Origin of the sequence: Streptosporangium sp. NPDC050284 (genome assembly GCF_044459525.1) — a bacterium.
Classification (GTDB): Bacteria; Actinomycetota; Actinomycetes; order Streptosporangiales; family Streptosporangiaceae; genus Streptosporangium.
Window position 1 is genome coordinate 10,221 of sequence record NZ_JBITIZ010000028.1, and the last position, 18,091, is coordinate 28,311.

The 18,091-nt window shown below is 64.6% G+C and carries 21 protein-coding genes and 1 pseudogene; 20 read left to right on the top strand and 2 right to left on the bottom strand.

Features of this window, described 5'->3' with window-relative positions:
- The first annotated feature begins 208 nt into the window (after positions 1-208).
- The 3 genes from ACIBH4_RS37205 to ACIBH4_RS37215 all read left to right on the top strand — a co-directional run bounded on the left by ACIBH4_RS37205 (position 209) and on the right by ACIBH4_RS37215 (position 4,606).
- Positions 209-1,594, top strand: coding sequence for a Fic family protein (locus ACIBH4_RS37205; protein WP_362769942.1), 1,386 nt, complete (start codon positions 209-211; stop codon positions 1,592-1,594).
- Between the two features lie 124 nt (positions 1,595-1,718).
- The gene (locus tag ACIBH4_RS37210) at positions 1,719-2,762 is read left to right on the top strand and encodes an HNH endonuclease (RefSeq protein WP_362769944.1); all 1,044 of its coding nucleotides are present in this window, start codon (positions 1,719-1,721) and stop codon (positions 2,760-2,762) included.
- A 926-nt stretch (positions 2,763-3,688) separates the two neighbouring features.
- Positions 3,689-4,606, top strand: a complete 918-nt coding sequence (locus ACIBH4_RS37215) for a hypothetical protein (protein ID WP_362769946.1) — start codon at positions 3,689-3,691, stop codon at positions 4,604-4,606.
- Positions 4,607-4,791: 185 nt separating this feature from the next.
- Here ACIBH4_RS37215 and ACIBH4_RS37220 read toward each other — a convergent pair whose 3' ends face one another.
- Together ACIBH4_RS37220 and ACIBH4_RS37225 are read right to left on the bottom strand one after the other, a co-directional pair.
- On the bottom strand, positions 4,792-5,451 hold the full coding sequence (locus tag ACIBH4_RS37220; RefSeq protein WP_362769985.1) for an HAD-IA family hydrolase: 660 nt from the start codon (positions 5,449-5,451) through the stop codon (positions 4,792-4,794).
- A gap of 35 nt (positions 5,452-5,486) precedes the next feature.
- The gene (locus ACIBH4_RS37225; protein ID WP_362769948.1) at positions 5,487-6,326 is read right to left on the bottom strand and encodes a GntR family transcriptional regulator; all 840 of its coding nucleotides are present in this window, start codon (positions 6,324-6,326) and stop codon (positions 5,487-5,489) included.
- A 238-nt stretch (positions 6,327-6,564) separates the two neighbouring features.
- Between ACIBH4_RS37225 and ACIBH4_RS37230 the strand changes: the two genes are divergently transcribed.
- From ACIBH4_RS37230 to ACIBH4_RS37310, 17 genes and pseudogenes are all read left to right on the top strand, one after another.
- Positions 6,565-6,690 carry a hypothetical protein gene (locus ACIBH4_RS37230; RefSeq protein WP_362769950.1) on the top strand — a complete coding sequence of 42 codons (126 nt, stop codon included), beginning with the start codon at positions 6,565-6,567 and terminating at the stop codon, positions 6,688-6,690.
- A gap of 215 nt (positions 6,691-6,905) precedes the next feature.
- On the top strand, positions 6,906-7,250 hold the full coding sequence (locus ACIBH4_RS37235) for a WhiB family transcriptional regulator (protein WP_362769952.1): 345 nt from the start codon (positions 6,906-6,908) through the stop codon (positions 7,248-7,250).
- Between the two features lies 1 nt (position 7,251).
- Positions 7,252-7,422 (top strand): hypothetical protein, encoded by a 171-nt coding sequence (locus ACIBH4_RS37240; RefSeq protein ID WP_362769954.1) that lies wholly within the window; start codon positions 7,252-7,254, stop codon positions 7,420-7,422.
- Positions 7,423-7,438: 16 nt separating this feature from the next.
- Positions 7,439-8,170, top strand: coding sequence for an NUDIX domain-containing protein (locus ACIBH4_RS37245; protein WP_362769956.1), 732 nt, complete (start codon positions 7,439-7,441; stop codon positions 8,168-8,170).
- Positions 8,170-8,610: a DUF3307 domain-containing protein gene (locus ACIBH4_RS37250; protein ID WP_362769958.1), complete on the top strand. Its 441-nt coding sequence runs from the start codon at positions 8,170-8,172 to the stop codon at positions 8,608-8,610. Before ACIBH4_RS37245 ends, ACIBH4_RS37250 begins: the two co-directional genes overlap by 1 nt.
- A gap of 21 nt (positions 8,611-8,631) precedes the next feature.
- The gene (locus ACIBH4_RS37255) at positions 8,632-8,793 is read left to right on the top strand and encodes a hypothetical protein (RefSeq protein ID WP_362769960.1); all 162 of its coding nucleotides are present in this window, start codon (positions 8,632-8,634) and stop codon (positions 8,791-8,793) included.
- Positions 8,794-8,806: 13 nt separating this feature from the next.
- Positions 8,807-9,811 carry a hypothetical protein gene (locus ACIBH4_RS37260; RefSeq protein ID WP_362769962.1) on the top strand — a complete coding sequence of 335 codons (1,005 nt, stop codon included), beginning with the start codon at positions 8,807-8,809 and terminating at the stop codon, positions 9,809-9,811.
- The gene (locus tag ACIBH4_RS37265; RefSeq protein WP_362769964.1) at positions 9,808-9,939 is read left to right on the top strand and encodes a hypothetical protein; all 132 of its coding nucleotides are present in this window, start codon (positions 9,808-9,810) and stop codon (positions 9,937-9,939) included. Before ACIBH4_RS37260 ends, ACIBH4_RS37265 begins: the two co-directional genes overlap by 4 nt.
- Entirely contained in the window at positions 9,936-12,185 is a 2,250-nt protein-coding gene (locus ACIBH4_RS37270) for a cell division protein FtsK (RefSeq protein WP_362769965.1), read from the top strand. Before ACIBH4_RS37265 ends, ACIBH4_RS37270 begins: the two co-directional genes overlap by 4 nt.
- A 139-nt stretch (positions 12,186-12,324) precedes the next feature.
- Positions 12,325-12,543 carry a hypothetical protein gene (locus ACIBH4_RS37275; protein ID WP_362769967.1) on the top strand — a complete coding sequence of 73 codons (219 nt, stop codon included), beginning with the start codon at positions 12,325-12,327 and terminating at the stop codon, positions 12,541-12,543.
- Positions 12,540-12,971 (top strand): annotated as a pseudogene (locus tag ACIBH4_RS37280) (DNA cytosine methyltransferase); the annotation flags it as partial. The gene ACIBH4_RS37275 and the pseudogene ACIBH4_RS37280, both read left to right, overlap by 4 nt.
- Positions 12,955-13,545: a hypothetical protein gene (locus ACIBH4_RS37285; RefSeq protein ID WP_362769989.1), complete on the top strand. Its 591-nt coding sequence runs from the start codon at positions 12,955-12,957 to the stop codon at positions 13,543-13,545. The pseudogene ACIBH4_RS37280 and the gene ACIBH4_RS37285, both read left to right, overlap by 17 nt.
- Positions 13,542-13,715 carry a hypothetical protein gene (locus tag ACIBH4_RS37290; RefSeq protein ID WP_362769990.1) on the top strand — a complete coding sequence of 58 codons (174 nt, stop codon included), beginning with the start codon at positions 13,542-13,544 and terminating at the stop codon, positions 13,713-13,715. Before ACIBH4_RS37285 ends, ACIBH4_RS37290 begins: the two co-directional genes overlap by 4 nt.
- Positions 13,712-14,614 carry a bifunctional DNA primase/polymerase gene (locus ACIBH4_RS37295; protein ID WP_362769969.1) on the top strand — a complete coding sequence of 301 codons (903 nt, stop codon included), beginning with the start codon at positions 13,712-13,714 and terminating at the stop codon, positions 14,612-14,614. Before ACIBH4_RS37290 ends, ACIBH4_RS37295 begins: the two co-directional genes overlap by 4 nt.
- Positions 14,611-16,200, top strand: coding sequence for a hypothetical protein (locus tag ACIBH4_RS37300; protein ID WP_362769971.1), 1,590 nt, complete (start codon positions 14,611-14,613; stop codon positions 16,198-16,200). Before ACIBH4_RS37295 ends, ACIBH4_RS37300 begins: the two co-directional genes overlap by 4 nt.
- A 293-nt stretch (positions 16,201-16,493) precedes the next feature.
- On the top strand, positions 16,494-16,679 hold the full coding sequence (locus tag ACIBH4_RS37305; protein ID WP_362769973.1) for a helix-turn-helix domain-containing protein: 186 nt from the start codon (positions 16,494-16,496) through the stop codon (positions 16,677-16,679).
- Entirely contained in the window at positions 16,679-18,052 is a 1,374-nt protein-coding gene (locus ACIBH4_RS37310) for a tyrosine-type recombinase/integrase (RefSeq protein WP_362769975.1), read from the top strand. The genes ACIBH4_RS37305 and ACIBH4_RS37310 overlap by 1 nt, the downstream gene beginning before the upstream one ends.
- Positions 18,053-18,091 lie beyond the last annotated feature (39 nt).

The window sequence follows — 18,091 nt, forward strand, 5'->3', positions numbered from 1 at the left end:
GCTACAGCCATTTAGCGCCACACTGGCAGATCGCTAAGCCCCAGCCACCATCACTGCCACCGCCACCGCCACCGCCACCGCCGCTGCCGCTGCCGCCACCATCGCTACCACCGCCGCTGCCACCATCGCCGCCACCGCCGCTGCTAGTCACTGCCGTCTGGCGCCACACTGGCAGATCGCTATGCCCTAACCCATAGCATCTACCTCAGTGCTCCAACTACCAGCAGAGCTAGCATTGGCAGATAGGAGGCTTGTTGTGAAGATCCCCGCAAATCCACCTCCAGTACACGAAATCCTTGCCGACATAAAAGATCCAAAAAGATTACTAAAAATATTGACCACATATGCCTCAAACATAGCGGCTCAGCCATACCACCCATGGGACAAGCTGCGCAATCTGAAGACCCCAGCCGACTTGACGCATCATGAGTGGTGGGCTGCGATAAAGATATCGCGGGCCGGAATGCAACGCAGGCTTCCGCTCGTCGACAAAGAGGGAAAGCCGTTCACCTACGCAGTAACAGACGAAATCCTCAAAGGCATTGAGGAGGTCAACCGGGACGCCAGTGGTCAAATTACTATCAGCGAGCAGGTGACGAACCCTGCGACTCGAGACCGCTATCTTGTCAACAGTCTCATGGAAGAAGCAATTACATCAAGCCAGCTCGAAGGAGCAACAACAACACGAAAAGACGCCAAAGAAATGATCAGGACTGGGCGTAAGCCTAGGACTCGCGACGAGCAAATGATTCTTAACAACTATCTTGCCATGAAGCGGATACGCGAAGTTAAGTCGGCTCCTCTCACCATAGATCTTATCCTAGAGATCCATCAGATCCTGACCGAGGATGCCATGGACAACCCGGATGCTTCTGGGCGATTCCAACGTCCCGACGAGGAGCGAATTGGCGTATACGATCAACAAACAGATGAACTGCTACATGCACCACCACCGGCCGACCAATTGCCAGAAAGAGTCCAGCGGCTATGTGACTTCGCTAACGGTACGCTCGACGACGCCTATGTCCCTCCCGTATTGCGGGCCCTTATCGTGCACTTCATGCTTGCGTACGAGCATCCCTTCGAAGACGGCAATGGCAGAACAGCTAGAGCGCTTTTTTACTGGGCAATGCTAAATCAGAAATACTGGCTTGTAGAATTTATCTCAATCTCCAAAATCCTCAAAAATGCCCCTGCAAAATATGGAAGAAGCTTCCTGTATAGCGAACAAGACGATAATGATCTGACATATTTCCTAACATACCAGCTAAACGTCACGCAGCGGGCAATTAGCGAGCTGCATAAATATCTTAAGCAGGAAATGCAAGAACTTCACAGTCTGCAGCAATCTCTGGCGAACATGCCAGGGGAGTTCAATCACCGCCAACTGGCAATCCTTGAAAAAGCAATAAAAGATCCCAGGTCTCATTTTACTGTCATGTCGCATGGAACAAGCCATAACGTAGTTCGAGAGACGGCACGAAAAGACCTTCTACAACTCCAGGAGCGAGGCCTGCTTATACGTAGAAAAATGGGAAGGGAATACACTTGGCTGCCGGAGGCTGACATGATCTCAAAGCTCAGAAAGGAATAATGTATACATAACACTACTCCCATTCGCCGGTATTCAAAGTCGACTAACGACTTAGAGGCGGCCTAACCCGGTCAGCGCTGATGTTATCCATCGATTGTCACGCCTGCCCTTTATACTCCAGTCCATGGCTAAGGGAGCGATCTCACGGGACGACATCCTCAAGACGCTTGAGGAGTACGACGACTTGGGACGCGATGCGTTCCTTGACCTGTACGGCTACGGGAAGGCGACTAAATACCTGCTCGTGCACGACGGCATGGAGTACGACTCCAAGGCCATCGCCGGAGTGGCCCACAAGCATCAGCAAGGAGCGCCCCTGACATGGGAGGAGCTCAGTGGCGGCTTGAGACACGCGGTGGACTGGCTCCAACGTGAGGGCTTCACCGTCGTCGCGTCACAGAACCCGAAGTGGACGCGAGACGAGCTGATCCTTGCCTGTGATGTCGTCGTGCGAAACGACTGGAAGGGGCTGTATCCGGAGGACCCGCGGATCGCAGAGCTGTCTGACCTGCTGCAATTGCTGGCTGCGTACCCCGTAGAAGAGCGCGCCGCCACCTACCGCAACTGTAACGGGGCTGCGCGCAAGACTTTCGACATTGCCACGCATCATCCGGAGTACACGAAAAAGCGCACCAACGGCGGCCGGTTGGATCGCGAGGTTCTGCAGGACTTCCTCAGCCGTCCAGCGGAGATGGCCCAAGCCGCCTATTTGCTGCGCGAGGGCCTGAAACACGGGACTCTTGAGCCGGTTGGGCCGGAGAAAGATGACGACGACGCCGAAGACGAAGCCAGTGCGCCGGAGGGTCGCGTGCTCTACCGGCGCCACCGCACTCGGGAACGCAACAAGGGGCTACGGAAGAAGAAGATCGTAGCGGTACTGAGAGCCGGCGGAACTCTAGCGTGTGAGGCGTGCGGCTTCGACTTCGCCGCGGTCTACGGCGAGCGTGGCGAAGGTTACATCGAGTGCCACCATGTGGTTCCTCTGCACGAGGCTGGCGAAGGCACAACCAAACTCTCGGACCTCGCACTCATCTGCTCAAATTGCCACCGTATGATCCACCGCAGCGCGCCCTGGCCCACACCGTCCGAACTCCGAGTGATCATTCAACGGCAGGCAACAGCGGGATGGTCTTCGCTGCCAAAAGCCGAGCTGGCCGCTAGCACGTAAGAGCAGTAACTGTAGATACCGATGGTTTTACAGACCCGCCGCGAAAACGTTCTGACCAGCAGGAATACCCTTCTGGTGGTAGTTTCAGCAAGCATTTGGCATGATCAAGGCTGCCGACAGCGTCCTCAGCTCACCCTTGTAGGCGTAGGGAAGATCTTCTGTGATTGAAGATGCCCGGCTGCTGCTCCGCGACAGATAACCGACAAACGGGATGAACAGGCAGGGTATGGCGTACGAGGGGAAAGTCTGACCGAAATTGCGATAAACTGAGGGATGCAGACATGGTTGGATTCCCTCGTGGACACGGCCAAGAGAGATGGTTGGGCAACCGGCCGCGCCCCAATGATGCTTATCCAAACGACGGCCGCCCGCCTCGGCTGGACTGAAGTTCCAGGGCGTCGAGGCAGTCCCCCCGTCACCACACTCCGGCCTACGAACCAAGAAGATGCGAATCCCAGATCGCTCAGCGCCCACTACGGGAGGGGAGCACAACCGCTTCACACCGACGGGGCTCATCTGGCGAAACCACCTGATGTAGTAATACTGACCTGCACGGGGACTAGCGATACACCTACACGGCTCTGGAAGACGAACATTAAGGACTCATTTAGCTTCTGGCCGCCAGATTATGTGGCACACGGCGTGTTCCTGATCTCCAACGGCAGAGACAGCTTCTTTTCTACTGCATTCACGAGTTCGGGATATCGTTACGACCCCGGATGCATGGTGCCCTGTGATGCTCGCGCCAGAAAAGCGGCGCTTTTTTTCGAAGAAGAGTTTGAAAATTCTTCCGAACATTCATGGGACGAGCCCGGGAAAATCCTTGTAATAGCGAATAGAAGGGCTCTGCACGCCAGAGCGTCCGCCACCGATGACGCTCTTCGAGAGATCCATCGGATCAGTTACTACTTGCCCCAGGAATCCTCATGATCCCGCCTTACGACCACGAGGCTCTATGGATAAAAGCCAAGCTGTTCATCAATCGCGCCATGGATGAAGATGATGCACGCTCGTTTGATGAGCAAGCTCTCTGGGCATCGCTTTCACTGGAGCTTCTAGCTAAAGCTGCGCTAGCAAGAGTATCCCCGCTACTAATAGCCGAACCGACCGAAGATGGCACGAATCTTCTTATGGCGAGTGGCCTTATAGAAGGGGATGCTCGTTTCACCTCCGTACGAGCCAAAACTTTGTTCACTAGATGCCACAAGGTGTTTAAGCCATTCAATCTCAACGAGGCGGTCCATTTCAGTCAGGCCCGCAACGAGTACCTTCACGGTAGTGGCGCTGGCTTTATGGCCATTCCTCCCCATGCCTGGTGGCCAAAGTTTTGGTCTCTAGCGGCAGTTCTCATAACCGCCCTAGATAAGGAAGTAGAGGAGTTTGTTGGGACAGATCGCGCAGATATAGTGGCGAACCATCTAGCCCAGAACAGCAAGAATGTCGAACACAGGACCGAAGCGCTTATCGAGAGGGCGAAGCAACGTTTACAACAACGCCGTGAAGGTACGCTCCCGGCCCGAGTTGCCGCTGAATGGAAGGCCGGACTCGATCTTACGGCAGGGTTGAGTTACAGCGGAACGTCATCTTGTCCCGCATGCGACTCTATTGGAGTTTTAGAAGGAGACAATATATCGGACACGGAGGTAGGGTATGAGCAAATTTCAGAAGAGGATTTCGACGTCCTTGTAACACATACCATCGACGCAGATTACTTTAGTTGCCCAACATGTCACCTAGTGCTCAACGGCTACGAACTGCTCGACCAGGCAAAAGTCGACCCTTCATTCACTGTAGAAGGCGACCCCTCTGACGCCTACGACGAAGGCGATTACGGAAATGACTGATTTCAAAAATTACCTAACCGACCCTAAGATTAAGAATTCCGGCTATAGACTGGTCGCACAAGACACATGAAACATCACCATTGCGACCACCACGGATACATCTGCCCATAAGTCCGATATTCTTGAACTTCTACATGGCGCCTACGGCCCAGCTTCAGGCCACCTTGAACCCGTAGAGAAAGTCCTCATCCTATAGAGAGGGCAGTGGCCAGTTCTTCCATACTCGTCACGACCAAATCAGCACCGGCCGCTGCAAGCCGATCCGCTTTACCTGCCTTGTTGGCGTAGCCCACGGCGGTGATGCCTGCGCTCTTGGACGCCTGCATGTCGGTTACCGAGTCACCGACCAGGAGTGAGAGCGCTGCATCCGCACCAAGTTGGTCGAGTGCTTGCCGGACGAGATAAGGATTCGGCTTCATGAGCCCCGGGTCAGGGTCCACCCGGGCCGAGATGAGATCAACGGCCGCTAGAAGGCCGTGTGTCTCCAAGAATGCGGTAACCGCGGCTACCGAGTTGTTGCTGACCACCGCAACTGACTTGTTTGCCTCCCCTGATCGCCGAATGAGATCGGCAGCCCCCAGCGTCAGCCGTGCGGTCGCTGCTGCTTCGACTTCCAGATCAGTCAGCGCGTTGAGCGTCGCATGGTTGAGGTCCCTACCGAGATCCGCGCTGAAGCGGAAGACTTCCATCGGGTCGTCCTGCTCCTGCACGCTCTGGGGCAGCTCTGCACCGGCAGCCTTAAGCATCACACGTAGCCTGTCAGCTACTTCCGGCGCGGGGAATCCGGCGAAGACATCGCAGATCGGCCCGTCGAAATCGAGAAGAACGTACCGGGCGCTCTGCATCACGTCCTGTACAGCCTGCGGCCCTGTCCGGGTTGTCACGGGATCTCTTTCGCCACGGTGGCCCACATGTTGTCGAACCACATGCGGGACTGATTGACAAACTGCCCCGAGGTGGAATCTCCTCCGTCGCTCACGGCGAAGTGAAAGAGCTCCGCGTCCTTGCCGCCCATGTCGTAGATGGCTTGTGGCTCTCCGCCCAGAGTGATGGTGTGCTCAAAGACCGGATAGAAGCCGAAGAATGCCTCTTCGCCATTGAGGACGTAGAGCTTGAACCGCGGGGGCTCTCCGTTGATCCGGACCTCTGCTGAAGCGGCCTTAACCAGACCGAGGTCTCGCAGCTCCTGTACGGAATCAACGATGGCTTGAGCGTGCCGTGATGAGATCCGCTCCATGCGCTTCCGGATGAGCGGATCATCTTCAAGGTTGTCCGCTCTGACAGGCAGAGACCAGGGGCGACTCGTGTCCGGCACGAGCATTCGGATCGTGATGCTCTCCGGAACCAATCGGCCGGCACGAATGCTGTCGAGCGGTTCCTGAATCGCGCCATGCAAGGTCTCTCCGGAGAACCCGGCAAACTCGATCGAAACATCAGGCTTCTTGAACGCCTGCTCGATGTGCGGACGGAGCCCGACCGGCCGCGCGGTGCGCTCCCGTACGAACACGCCGCTCCCCTGGCGAGAGATCACGAGCCCCTCGTCCCGAAGTTCACGAATGGCCTGCTGCACAGTCATGCGGGCAACGCCGAAGCGCTTGGCCAGTTCGGGACCAGAAGGAAGCTTCTCGCCCGGCGTGAACTTCCTGGTCAGGATGGCGGCTCTCAGCTGGTGAGCAACCTGCAAGTACGGCGGGCGCGGGTCATCTGGATCTAGTTCCACACAGCAAGACTACTGCCACTTGCCCAACATTTCTAAGCAAGTTAGCCATGCCCCTTGACATGACTAGCCAAGCCAGACAGCATTGCACTTATCCAACCTGCCTAGCAAAGTTGGACAGGTGAAAGCGGCAGGTCAGAGGCGACTCAAGCTGCCGAACCAGCTCACCCGACACCTCAAGAGAGGCGTTATCAGCATGCTTTCAACCCCGAAGCCCCGTCGTCTTCTTCCCGTCCTGCTCATGATCGCGTTCCTGTTCTTCGTCGTTCGGGAGCCCGTTCACGCTGCGGAGTTCGCGACGGGTGCCTTCACTGGCCTGCTGACGGTGACCGACTCGCTGGTGACTTTCGCCAGCGCTCTCGGCTAACCGGCCCAGACGAGAGGGAGCGGCCCCCATCTGCCAGGACATGGGCCGCCCCCGAACTCCCCGAAAAGGAGCACCACCATCATGACCCACCAGTCCATCAGGAAGAGGAGCGCCAGCGGTTCTCCCTGGTTGCCGCCGGGCACCGCGAGCACCTGGGTATGCCGGTGCGGCGGCATCAACCCGCGCACCTCGACGACGTGCCAGAGGTGCCGGCGATGACCTCCCTGTCCACACTGCGCCGCGCCTACCTCGCCCAGAAGGCGCACCGGAAGGCCCTGCGGGTGGCGATGTTCGCCGCCGGACCGGCCTGCGACGACACCACCGCCGACCTGTTCACCGCCCCCGACGTCTTCGAGCCCGAGCCGGACACGGTGCGCGAGAAGCGAGAGGCCGCGGCCAAGCAGATCTGCGCCACCTGCCCGGCCCGCACGCAGTGCCTGGCCTACGCCCTGTTCACCCGCCCCGCCGAGGGCGTGTGGGCGGGACTGACCGCCGAGGAGATCCGCGCCCTGTCCCTGTACCGCCGCTCCCCGGCCGACAACGGACAGGAGGTGGCCTGACATGGCGCGCTTCTTCTGCCTGGACTGCCGCTCCCGCTCGGCCAGCGCCATCGGCTGCCGCCGCTGCGGCACCGCCACCGGTCGGCAGGTGCAGCGCTGCCCCGTCCACGGCGCCCGCTGCCGGGCCGCCTGCCGGCAGTGCCGCACCCTGGCCCGTTCTCAGTCCATCTGATCTGTAGGAGATCGACATGTGCACGACGTACACCCACCCCGATGTGCTCACCCGAGGCGTCGCCGAGGGATGGGCCGAGGCCGAAACCGACCCCACCCGCATCGACTGGGCCGCCCGCCAGGCCAGCGCCGCGATCCCGTTCCGCGTGGTCGACGAGCGCCCGGTCAGTCCCGGGGCGCCGACCGGTATCCGCTACGGCCGCGGTGAGCTGGGCCACTGGGGCGAGAAGCAGGCCGCCGACGCCCTGGTCTTCGCCCGCACCTGTGGCGGTGGCCGGTGGTTATTGATGGTCGAGCGTGACGACGGCCACGGCTGGGCGATCCCGGGCGGCTGCCTGGACCCCGGCGAGGACGCGCTGACCGCCGCGATCCGCGAACTGGAAGAGGAGACCGGCCTGCGCCTTCCCGGCGCGTCCTGGACGGTGTACCCGGTGCAGGTGGTGCCGGACCCGAGGGCGACCGACGAGGCGTGGATGGTGACCACGCCCGCCGTGGTCGAACTGGGCCTCGTCGACGAACTCCCCACCGTCACCGGGGCCGATGACGCCCGCCGCGCCGCGTGGGTAGCGGCCCACACCTACCCCGTGCTGGAGGCGCACCTGCGCACGGCTTACGCCGGGCGGGTGTTCGCCGCCCATGAGGCCATGCTGCGAGACCTGCTCGACCTGTTCGACCCCTGGTCCGTACGGGTCCACCACCGCGACATCGGCACGCTCGTCCTGTCCTCCACCACCGGGGCGGGTGCGTGATGGCCGTGTTCGCCGCCGTCTTCGTCGCCCTGTTCGCCGCCCACTCGGTGGGGGATCACTGGGTGCAGACCCACCACCAGGCGTGCACCAAGGGAGCGCCCACCGCCGCCGGACGGCTGGCCTGCATCCGGCACGTGGCCACCCTCACCGCCACCAAGGCCGCCGCCCTGGTCGCGCTCGCTCTGGTGACCGGCCTGACCCTGCACCCGATCGCGCTGCTGACCGGCCTGGCGGTGGATGCCCTGTCGCACTACTGGGCCGATCGGCGCGTGACGCTGGCCCGCCTGGCCGAGCAAATCGGTAAGAGCGACTTCTACCGCCTCGGCGCCCCCCGCCCTGGTACCACCGACGCCCCGCACCTGGGCACTGGCGCCTACGCCCTCGATCAGTCCTGGCACATCGGATTTCTGTTCATCGCCGCCCTCATCATCGCCGCCTGACCAGCCATCAAGGAGACATTCATGACCGCCAAGAAGTGCCAGGCAATGTTCGTCGCCGACGACGGCAGCGAGTCCATCACCTGCGACCGCGACGGGCGCCACATCGTCCACCGCGAGTCCAGCACCAACACCATGGCCGTGCGGCTGCCCGGCGGCGCCCTCATCACCAAGCCCACCAAGTAGGAGGAGGGACGACATGACGACGACAACCCCGACCCCGGAGCCGACGCCCGAGGACGTCGCGCGCGGCCTGGCCGAGCTGGAACGCCACCTCGACCGGCAGGCCCCGCTGCTCCCGGCCACCCCGCCCTCTCCCCTTCACCCGGTCGAGACCGACGGCCAGACCAAGCGCGTGCTGCGGTTGCGCGCCGAGGTGGCCGAGGCCCACCAGCTCGCCCTGTTGCAGGGCGATGACGCGCCGCTGCTGGTGGACACGGCCAAGGTGCGCAAGCGCCGCAAGCAGGCCCGGGAAGCGGCCCGGCTGCACGAGCTGGGCCAGGACCCGGCGATGCGCGCTTGGCAGGCTGCCCGGATGCGCCGACTGCTGGTGGTCGCCGCCATGGTGTCGCTCACGTTGGCGCTGGCGTGGTCGACGGCCGGTGTGCAGACCTTCGCCGCCGACGGCGCCCCGGCCTGGTCACCCTCATGGGTGTTCGCCTGGCTGGTCGAGCCGTTCATGTCCCTGGCCCTGCTGGTCGTCGTCGGCGCCCGCGCCTATCTGGGCACCCGCGGACAGCCGATCAACTCGCCCACCCTGGTCCGGATCGAGTGGCTGTTCCTCGCGCTGACGCTCGGCATGAACGCCTGGCCCTACCTGCCCGGCGTCGCCGCCGAGTTCAGCATCTCGCGTCTGGTGCTGCACATCCTCGGCCCAGTTATCGCGGTCGCCATCGTCACCGCGCTGCCGATCATCCTGGCCGCCTTCACCCGCCTCGACCACGGCACGACCGCAAGATCCGGTAACCCCCTTACTCCCCTGGAGTACAGGGCGAACACCACCACAGATCTCGACTCCGATCCCGACCCGGGCGAGCACTCCGACGGCCCCGGCATCGACGTCGTGACCGCGCACGTGCGCGCCCTGATCGCCGCCGGGCACCTTCCGCCCTACCCCAGCGCCGCGGCGATCCGCCGGGCGGCCCGATGCGCGATGGACACCGCCCGCGCCGTCCGCGACGCCCTCGTCAAGGAGGCGACGTGACCACTACCCCCCGCATCACCGACGTCTCCACCAACTGCCTGTACGGGACGCGGCCCCACTCCGCCAAGAACGTGGCCGCGCCCCGCAACCCCGCCACCATCAATCAGCACGAGGTGACCTCATCATGACCGACATCCCGACCGAGACCAACGGCCACCGCCCGGAATGGCCCTTCGACCTCGCCGCCATCCCCGAGCAGGGCGGACCGGTCGACAACGACCCGCGCGGCGATGGGGCCGACGGGGCCGAGGTGGTGTCCCTCGACACCGCCCGCGAGCGCCGCCACCCCTACCCGCCCACGGCTCCGGAGCAGGACCCCCGGGTGTTGCAGGGCGAGGTCATCCGGGTGGACCTGCCCAGCGGAGTCGACCATGACTGGCGGGCCGAGCTGGAGGAGAAGAACCGCACCCGCCGCCCGGTCGTCCCGCTGTGGCTGCGCTCGCGCACCGAGGCGATCGAGACCCTGACGTGGGCGGGCCAGTACGGCGCCTACGTGGCCGGCTACCAGCTCACCCGCACCCCGCTGTACGCCGGACGGCTGGCCGCCCGCTCCCCGCGCGGCCTGGCCCGCCTCATCTACGGCATGGTCCGCTGGACCTTCGACCTGGAAGGCGAGCCGGTCCGGCTGACCGCGGTACAGAAAGCCGACCCCGAGGCGTACCTGAAGCTGAGCAGGCAGCGCGATTCCCGCGTGCGGCTGCGGGTGTGGGTGACCGGTTCCGCGCTGGTCACGCTGCTGATCGCGGCCATCCTGGTAGCCACGGCGCCCACCGTCGCCCAGTGGGCGGCGCTGGCCGTGGCCCTGGCCGTGCTGGGCGTCATCGGTCGCCCCGCCGACCGGCCGCTGATCGATCGCGCGGTGCTGCCAACCCGGGTGGAGAAGCTCACCAGTGACATCGTGGTGCGCGCGCTGACCGCGCTGGGCGTGTCCGGCCTGAACGCCAAGGCTGACGTCAATTTCGTGGCGCCGATCACCCGCGAGGGTCCGGGCTGGCGGGCGGATGTGGACCTGCCCTACGGGGTGACCGTGACCGACGTGATGGACAAGCGCGAACGCCTGGCCTCCGCGCTGCGCCGCCCGCTGGGCTGCATCTGGCCCGAGGGCGATTCCAGCATCCACGAGGGGCGGCTGATCCTGTGGGTTGGTGACAAGGACCTGTCCAAGACCCTGGTGAAGTCTCCGCTGGAGAAGGCATCCAGCCACGATGTGTTCAAGGGCGTCCCGTTCGGCAACGACCCCCGAGGCCGCCTGGTCACGGTGCCGATCATCGAGCACAACATCCTGATCGGCTCTCAGCCCGGCCAGGGCAAAACCGCCTCGGTGCGGGAGCTGGCCGCCGGTCTCGTGCTCGACATCAGCACCGAACCGTGGTTTCACGAGCTGAAGGGCACCGGCGACCTCGACCCGTATGAGCAGGTCTGTCACCGTTACGTCTCCGGCATCGACGATGCCGCCATCGCCTACGCCGCCGACTCGCTGGCGCTGCTGCGCAAGGAGGTCATGCGCCGCGCCGCCGCTCTCAAGGCCCTGCCCGCCGACCTGTGCCCGGACCGGAAGGTGACCCGGCAGATCGCCGACAAGCGCTCCCTGGGGTTGCACCCGCTGGTGGCCATCTTCGACGAGTGCCAGAACCTGTTCGCCCACCCCGAGTACGGCGCCAAGGCCGGTGAGGACGCCGAGTTCATCATCAAACTGGGCCGTGCCCTGGGCGTGGTGCTGATCTTGGCCACTCAGCGTCCCGACAAGGACAGCCTGCCCACCGGTATCAGCGCGAACGTGTCCATCCGGTTTTGCCTGCGGGTGGCCGGTCAGCTCGAAAACGACATGATCCTGGGCACATCCGCGTACAAGAACGGCATCCGCGCCACCGTCTTCCAGCCCAAAGCCGATGCCGGGACCGGTTACCTGGTCGGTGCCACCCCGATGGCCAAGGTCGTCAAGGCCGCCTACCTCGACACCCCGGCCACCCAGCGCATCGCCGACCGCGCGCACGCGCTGCGGGCCGCGGCGGGTGTGCTGTCCGGTCACGCCACCGGCCAGCAGCCCGAGGCCAGCGCGCCGGCCTACGACCTGCTGGCCGACATAGCCGCCGTCCTGGCAGCGGGCGAGGCCAAGATCTGGAATGAGGTGGTGGTGGACCGCCTCGCCGAGCTGCGGCCTGAGGTGTACGGGCCGTGGGCCGAGCAGGAGGGCAGCGCCAAGACCGCGCAACTCACCGGCGCCCTGAAGCCTTACGGCATCAAGACCGGCCAGGTGTGGGGCACCCCGAAGGAGGGCGGCAAGGGCGCCAACCGGATCGGCATCGTCCGCGACGACATCCTGAACGCCATCACCGAGCGTGACGGAAAGAAGGGTCCCGGCGCCGGTTCCTGAGCCCGGATTCGCCTCTAGGCCTAGAGGCTCACCCCTCTAGACCTAGAGGCCCGCCTAGAGCCCCATTCGCTGACCTAACAGCGACCTAGCGCCTAGAGCGCCACCTGCGAAAAACCCGGAAACGGCCCCGGAGGCCATCATGAGCCCCGTCATCGTCCTGCTAGGACTCTGCCTACTCGTCGTCACTCTCTGCTACATCGTTCGGTGCCTGATCTCCCCGTGGGGAACCTGCCGACGATGCGCGCCGCGCGGCAGGAACCGCACCTGCCGCGCCTGCAATGGCACCGGCATGCGGCCCCGCCTCGGCTGGCAGCTGTTCGTCCACTTCCGCCGCCTGCACCGCGACGGCATCCGATGACCGCCCTCAGCGCCGGTTCGGTGTGCACCGGCTACGGCGGACTCGACCTGGCTGTCTCCGCAGTGCTCGGCGCCCGTCCGGCCTGGGTCGCCGACCCCGACCCCGGCGCGTCCCGCATCTTGGCCCACCGCTACCCGCACCTGCCCAATCTCGGCGACATCACCGCCGTCGACTGGGCCACCGTCCCGCGCGTGGACGTTCTCACTGCGGGTTTCCCCTGCCAGGACCTCAGCTACGCCGGCCGTGGTGCCGGGATCAAGGAGGGCACCCGAAGTGGACTGTGGAAGACCGTCGCCCACGCCGTGGGCGTACTACGACCCCGCCTCCTCGTCCTTGAGAACGTGGCAGCGATCGTTGCTCGACGACCTGGACTCGACGTCGTCGCCGCCGACCTTGCCGCGCTCGGCTTCGATGCGGAATGGACGAATCTACGCGCGTCCGACGTCGGCGCCCCGCACCGGCGCGAGCGGTGGTTCTGCCTGGCCTGGCCTGCACACACCGCGAGCCCGCGACTCCAAGGGCCGCGGCTTCCCCGACGGCCTGCCGACGCCCATGACCAGCGAGGGCACCGGGGCAGACCACGCCGCCCAGGGCGGGATGAACCTGCGCCACACGGTCTCGCTGCTGCCCACCCCGAGGGCCTCGGAGCGGGAGAACCGGCAGACCAAGCGCTCTCCGTCGCAGGAGGCGGGCACGCACGGGCTCTGCCTGGCCGCCGAGGTGGCCTCACTGCTCCCGACGCCGAGAGTCGCAGCCACCAGGACGAGCCGGTCGGCGATCATTCGCCCGGACAGCCGGTCCTCGCCCAGCTTGGACCAGGCGATCGAGCTGGCTTCGGGCATCTTGCCGAGGGAACTGGTCAGCCTGGAGGAGGCGCCGGGCTCGTGGCATGGGGTGCATACGAGCCTGCCATCCGACGCTGGGAGCACATCCTCGGACGACCTGCCCCTGGGCCAACTGACGATCGACGACGCCTTGCCCCCGCCTTCGTCGAGTGGGTGATGGGCCTGCCTGCCGGATGGGTCACCGCCGTCCCCGACCTGACCCGCAACCAGCAGCTCCACGCCCTGGGCAACGGCGTAGTTCTCGCCCAGGCCATCGCCGCTCTGCACACCCTGCTGCCCGCCTACCCCTGGGCCACCGCATCCGTGATGGAGGTCATCGCGTCATGAACCCCACCCCGCAGCTTCGCTACGCGCTGGCCGCCGCCGCCCGCGGCTGGCACGTCTTCCCCCTCGTCCCGCGCAACAAGGTGCCGCTCAAGGACTGGAAGTGGAAGGAGAGTGCCACCACCAACCCTGACTTGATCCGCCGGTGGTGGGCGCGGGCGCCCTACAACGTCGGCATCGCCTGCGGCCCGTCCGCCCTGGTCGTGATCGACCTGGACACCCCGAAGGACGGGCAGAGCCCGCCGCCTTCCTGGGACCTGCCGGGCATCAACGACGGTGCCGACGTGCTTGCCCTGATCTGCGAGCAGGCCGGACAACCCTTACCGACGTTGGAGACCTTCCAGGTACGCACCCGGCGCGGCGGAACCCACCTGTACTACACCGCCCCCGACGGCATCCCGCTGGGCAATACCCAGGGTGAGGACGGCAACGGGCTGGGCTGGCTGATCGACACCCGCGGCGGCGGGGGCTACGTCGTCGGCCCCGGCAGTTACGTCGCCCTACCCGACGGCACCGGCAGCTACGACGTGCTCCACGCCACCGCCCCCGCGCCGTTGCCCGGGTGGCTGGCCGAGCGGCTGCGGCCCGCGCCGCTGCCACCGCAACGGCCGGTGGCCGTACCTCTGGCCGTCGACCGGCGCGGCTCCTACCTGCGCGCGGCCATCACCGCCGAGCTGGCACGGGTGACCGCCTCCCCGCCAGACGGGCACAACACCGCGCTGTATCGGGCCTCAATCGCGCTTGGCCAGCTCATCGCCGGCGGCACGCTGGCCGAACCCGAGGTGACCGGCTGGCTGGCCGACGCCGCCGCCCAGGTCGGCCAGCGCCCCGGCGAAGCCTCCCGCACCATCGCCTCCGGCCTGCGCGCCGGCGCCAATCGCCCCCGGAGCGTGCCCGCATGACCGCCACGACCCGCGTACAGGTCGGCTCCGGCCCGGAAACCATCCGTGTTCTCAAAGCCGCGCTGGTGGATGAGCTGCTGCCCGACACCTACGTCTCCGGAGGCGCCTTGGTCCACATGGAAACCATTTCCGGCGGACAGACCAGCCCCGCCGCCGATGAAGACTCGCCCCTGCCGGTCACCGCCAGCCCGCTCAACCCCGCCACCTTGGCCGGGCTGCTGGCCGAGCACGCCTACGTCTACCGGATGCGCTCACGCAAGAGCGACGGCGGCAGCGGGATGGAACTGGTGGAAGAAGAAGTCACCCCGCCCCGAGAAATCCTCTCCTCCGTCCTGGCCGGTAAGACCTGGCCCGGCGTGCCGACGCTGCGCGGCGTGATCGGCGCCCCCGTGCTACGCCGAGACGGCACCCTGCTCCAACGCCCCGGTTACGACCCGGCCACCGGCCTCTACCTCGCCGCGAAGGTCGCCCTGCCGCCGGTGCCCGACACCCCGAGCGCCGAGCAGGTGCACACCGCCCGCGACTTTCTCCTCAACCGGTTCTTGCGTGACTTTCCCTGGGCTAGTCCTGCGGATCGGGCCAACTACCTCGCGTTGCTGGCCACTCCGATCCTGCGGCACTTCACGCGCAGCCTCACGCCATTCGCCCTGATCGACGCGACCATGCCCGCCTCAGGTAAGAGCATTCTCACCGGTGGCCCCGGCATGCTGTACGGGCAGCGGGTCATGCCCTGGGCCTACGCAGAGGAAGAGCTCCGCAAGAGCATTACCGCCGTGTTCGCCGAGCAGGTCGGGGTGGTGGTGTGGGACAACCTCGCCGAAGGCACCGTCATCGACTCACCCACCCTCGCCCTGCTGGTTACGGCCGGGGTGTGGTCGGATCGCCAGCTCGGCGCCTCGCGCAACATCGCCACCGTCAACGACCGGCTGTGGATGGCCACCGGCAACAACCTCCAAGTCGGCGGAGACATGGCGTCCCGCACCGTGCGCGTCCACCTCGACCCGAACATGCCCCGGCCCGAACAACGCGATCAGTCCCGGTTCGGGATCCCGCACCTGGACCAGTGGATCACCGTCCCGGCCAACCAGCTCACCGTCTTATGGCACCTGCTGATCCTGGTCTTGGACTGGACCGGCCACGGAGCGCCCCGGGCTGCCACGGTGTCGATGCGCCAGTTCACCCCCTGGGCGCAATCTCTCGGCGGATTCCTTGCCCATCACCACGTTGACGGGTTCCTGGCCAATGCCGCCGACATCCGCGACATCGACGAAGACGAGTCCCGCTGGCGGGCGTTCCTGTCCTGCTGGCACGACCAGCACGGCTCGCAGCCCATGACCGCCGCCGACCTGCGCCGCTCCGGCGAACCCGACCGGATCGGCTTTGAGGAGCAGGACCGATGGGATGGCCAGTTCATCACCACCGCCACCGGCCGCATGCCTAACGCCCTGGCCCTAGGGCGGCTACTGACCGGACAGATCGGCCGATGGCGCGGTGACTACGTGATCCGCTCGGCCAAAAACGAGCGAGGCGACCGAAACGTCTTCTGGGTCGAGTGCCACGGCTCACCCGACCCTCAAAACCGCTGAAACATCTCCGCATCTCCGCAACCAGCCGTTGACCAGCACAGATGCTTGCGGAGATACCAGTTCGTTATCTCCGCACATCTCCGCATCTCCGCAACTTCTGCGGAGATGGAGGCCATTTGCGGAGATGGCCTCATCGGGAAATCTCTATCGCCGCATGCATCACCCCAGCTCCGAGGCACTTTTGCGGAGATGCGGAGATGCGGAGATGTTTCAGCCCTCCCGACAAGAGCCGCACGACAACCGCCCTCCGACACCTCACGCTCACCCCGCCACCTCACAGGGAGAGAACCCATATGCCCCGGGCCGAAAAGCTCACCATCGCCGACATCTGCGAAGACCTCGACATCAGCCGATCCACCTTCTACGACTGGCGCCAGAAGGGCCGCGCTCCCAAGTGCATGAGGCTCCCCAACGGAGACCTTCGCGTCCGCCGTGCCGAATATGACCGCTGGCTGGCCAGCCTGGAGGACGTCTCCTGATGAACGACACCACGTTCAATGTCCGCATTTACAAGACCGAGAAGCGCAAGAACGGCAAGGGCGTGGTCACCTCCTACCGGGTGCTGTGGCAGACCGATGGAAAGCCCTGGAAGAAGCCGTTTCAGAAGGAAGCGCAAGCGGACGCCTTCCGGAGCGCTCTCGTGACCGCTGCACGCAAGGGAGAGCCGTTCAGCCTGGTCACTGGCGAACCGGTCTCATGGGCTCGCACAGACAAGCCTGAAATGAGCTGGTATAGCTTCGCCTGCAAGTTCGTGGATATGAAGTGGACTGACGCATCCGCCAAGCACCGTGCAGGTATCGCCTACGCGCTGACGCTGGCCACCCCCGCCATGCTCGACGGCACAGCATGCCCTTACGACGCCAAGGAAGTCCGGACCGCGCTCCGCCGTTGGGGATTTAACACCAAGGAGCGTGAGCGTTCTCCGGAGCGGGCTCGTGACATTCTCGCGTGGGTCGAGCGGAACAGCCTTCCCGTATCTGCTCTCGCCGTTCCGGCGACCGCGCGGGCACTCCTGAATGCCGCCACCTCCCGGCTCGACGGAAGACGGGTAGCGGCCAGCTCGAACCGCCGGCACCGCGTCATCCTGTCCAACGCCATGGCGTACGGAGTAGAGCTCAAACTGCTCGACAGGAACCCCCTCACGGACCTGAAGTGGAAAATCTCCAAGACGTCGTTTCAGGTAGATCGCCGTTCCGTCGTCAACCCCGACCAGGCCCGCGCCCTGCTCGACGCCATCGAGAAGCGCCGACCGAGCGGCCCCCTGCTCATGCCGTTCTTCGCGGCCCTCTACTTCGCTGGCCTGCGCCCTGAGGAGGCCGTCAACCTGCGTGAGAAGGACATGACCTTGCCCGATGCTCCGGACACGTGGGGCGAGATCTACCTGACGACCGCTACGCCAGATGCGGGAAGGGAATGGACCGACTCTGGAGAACAGCGAGACGATCGCAGCCTGAAGCATCGCCCCGAGGGCGAGAGCCGCCCCGTTCCCTGCGCGCCGGAGCTGGTGACCATCCTGCGCGCCCACCTCGAAGAGCACGGCACCGGTCCCGGCGGTCTGGTCTTTCACGGCGTACAGGGGCGCGTGCTGGCCACGAGCACCATTCAGCGAGTGTGGGACAGAGCCCGGCGGGACGCGCTGAGCAAGGAGGAGTACGCCTCACCGTTGGCCAAACGGCCCTACGACCTTCGGCACGCCTGCCTGTCCACCTGGCTGAACGCGGGGGTCTCGCCGAAGCAGGTGGCCGAGTGGGCAGGCAACAGCGTAGAGGTCCTGCACCGCACCTACGAAAAGTGCCTCGTGGGACACGACGAAATCGCTATGAACCGTATCAGTGAGGTTCTTAAAAAGTAGCATTAAAGACATTAATGGAACTCAACTGGGCCTACTGGC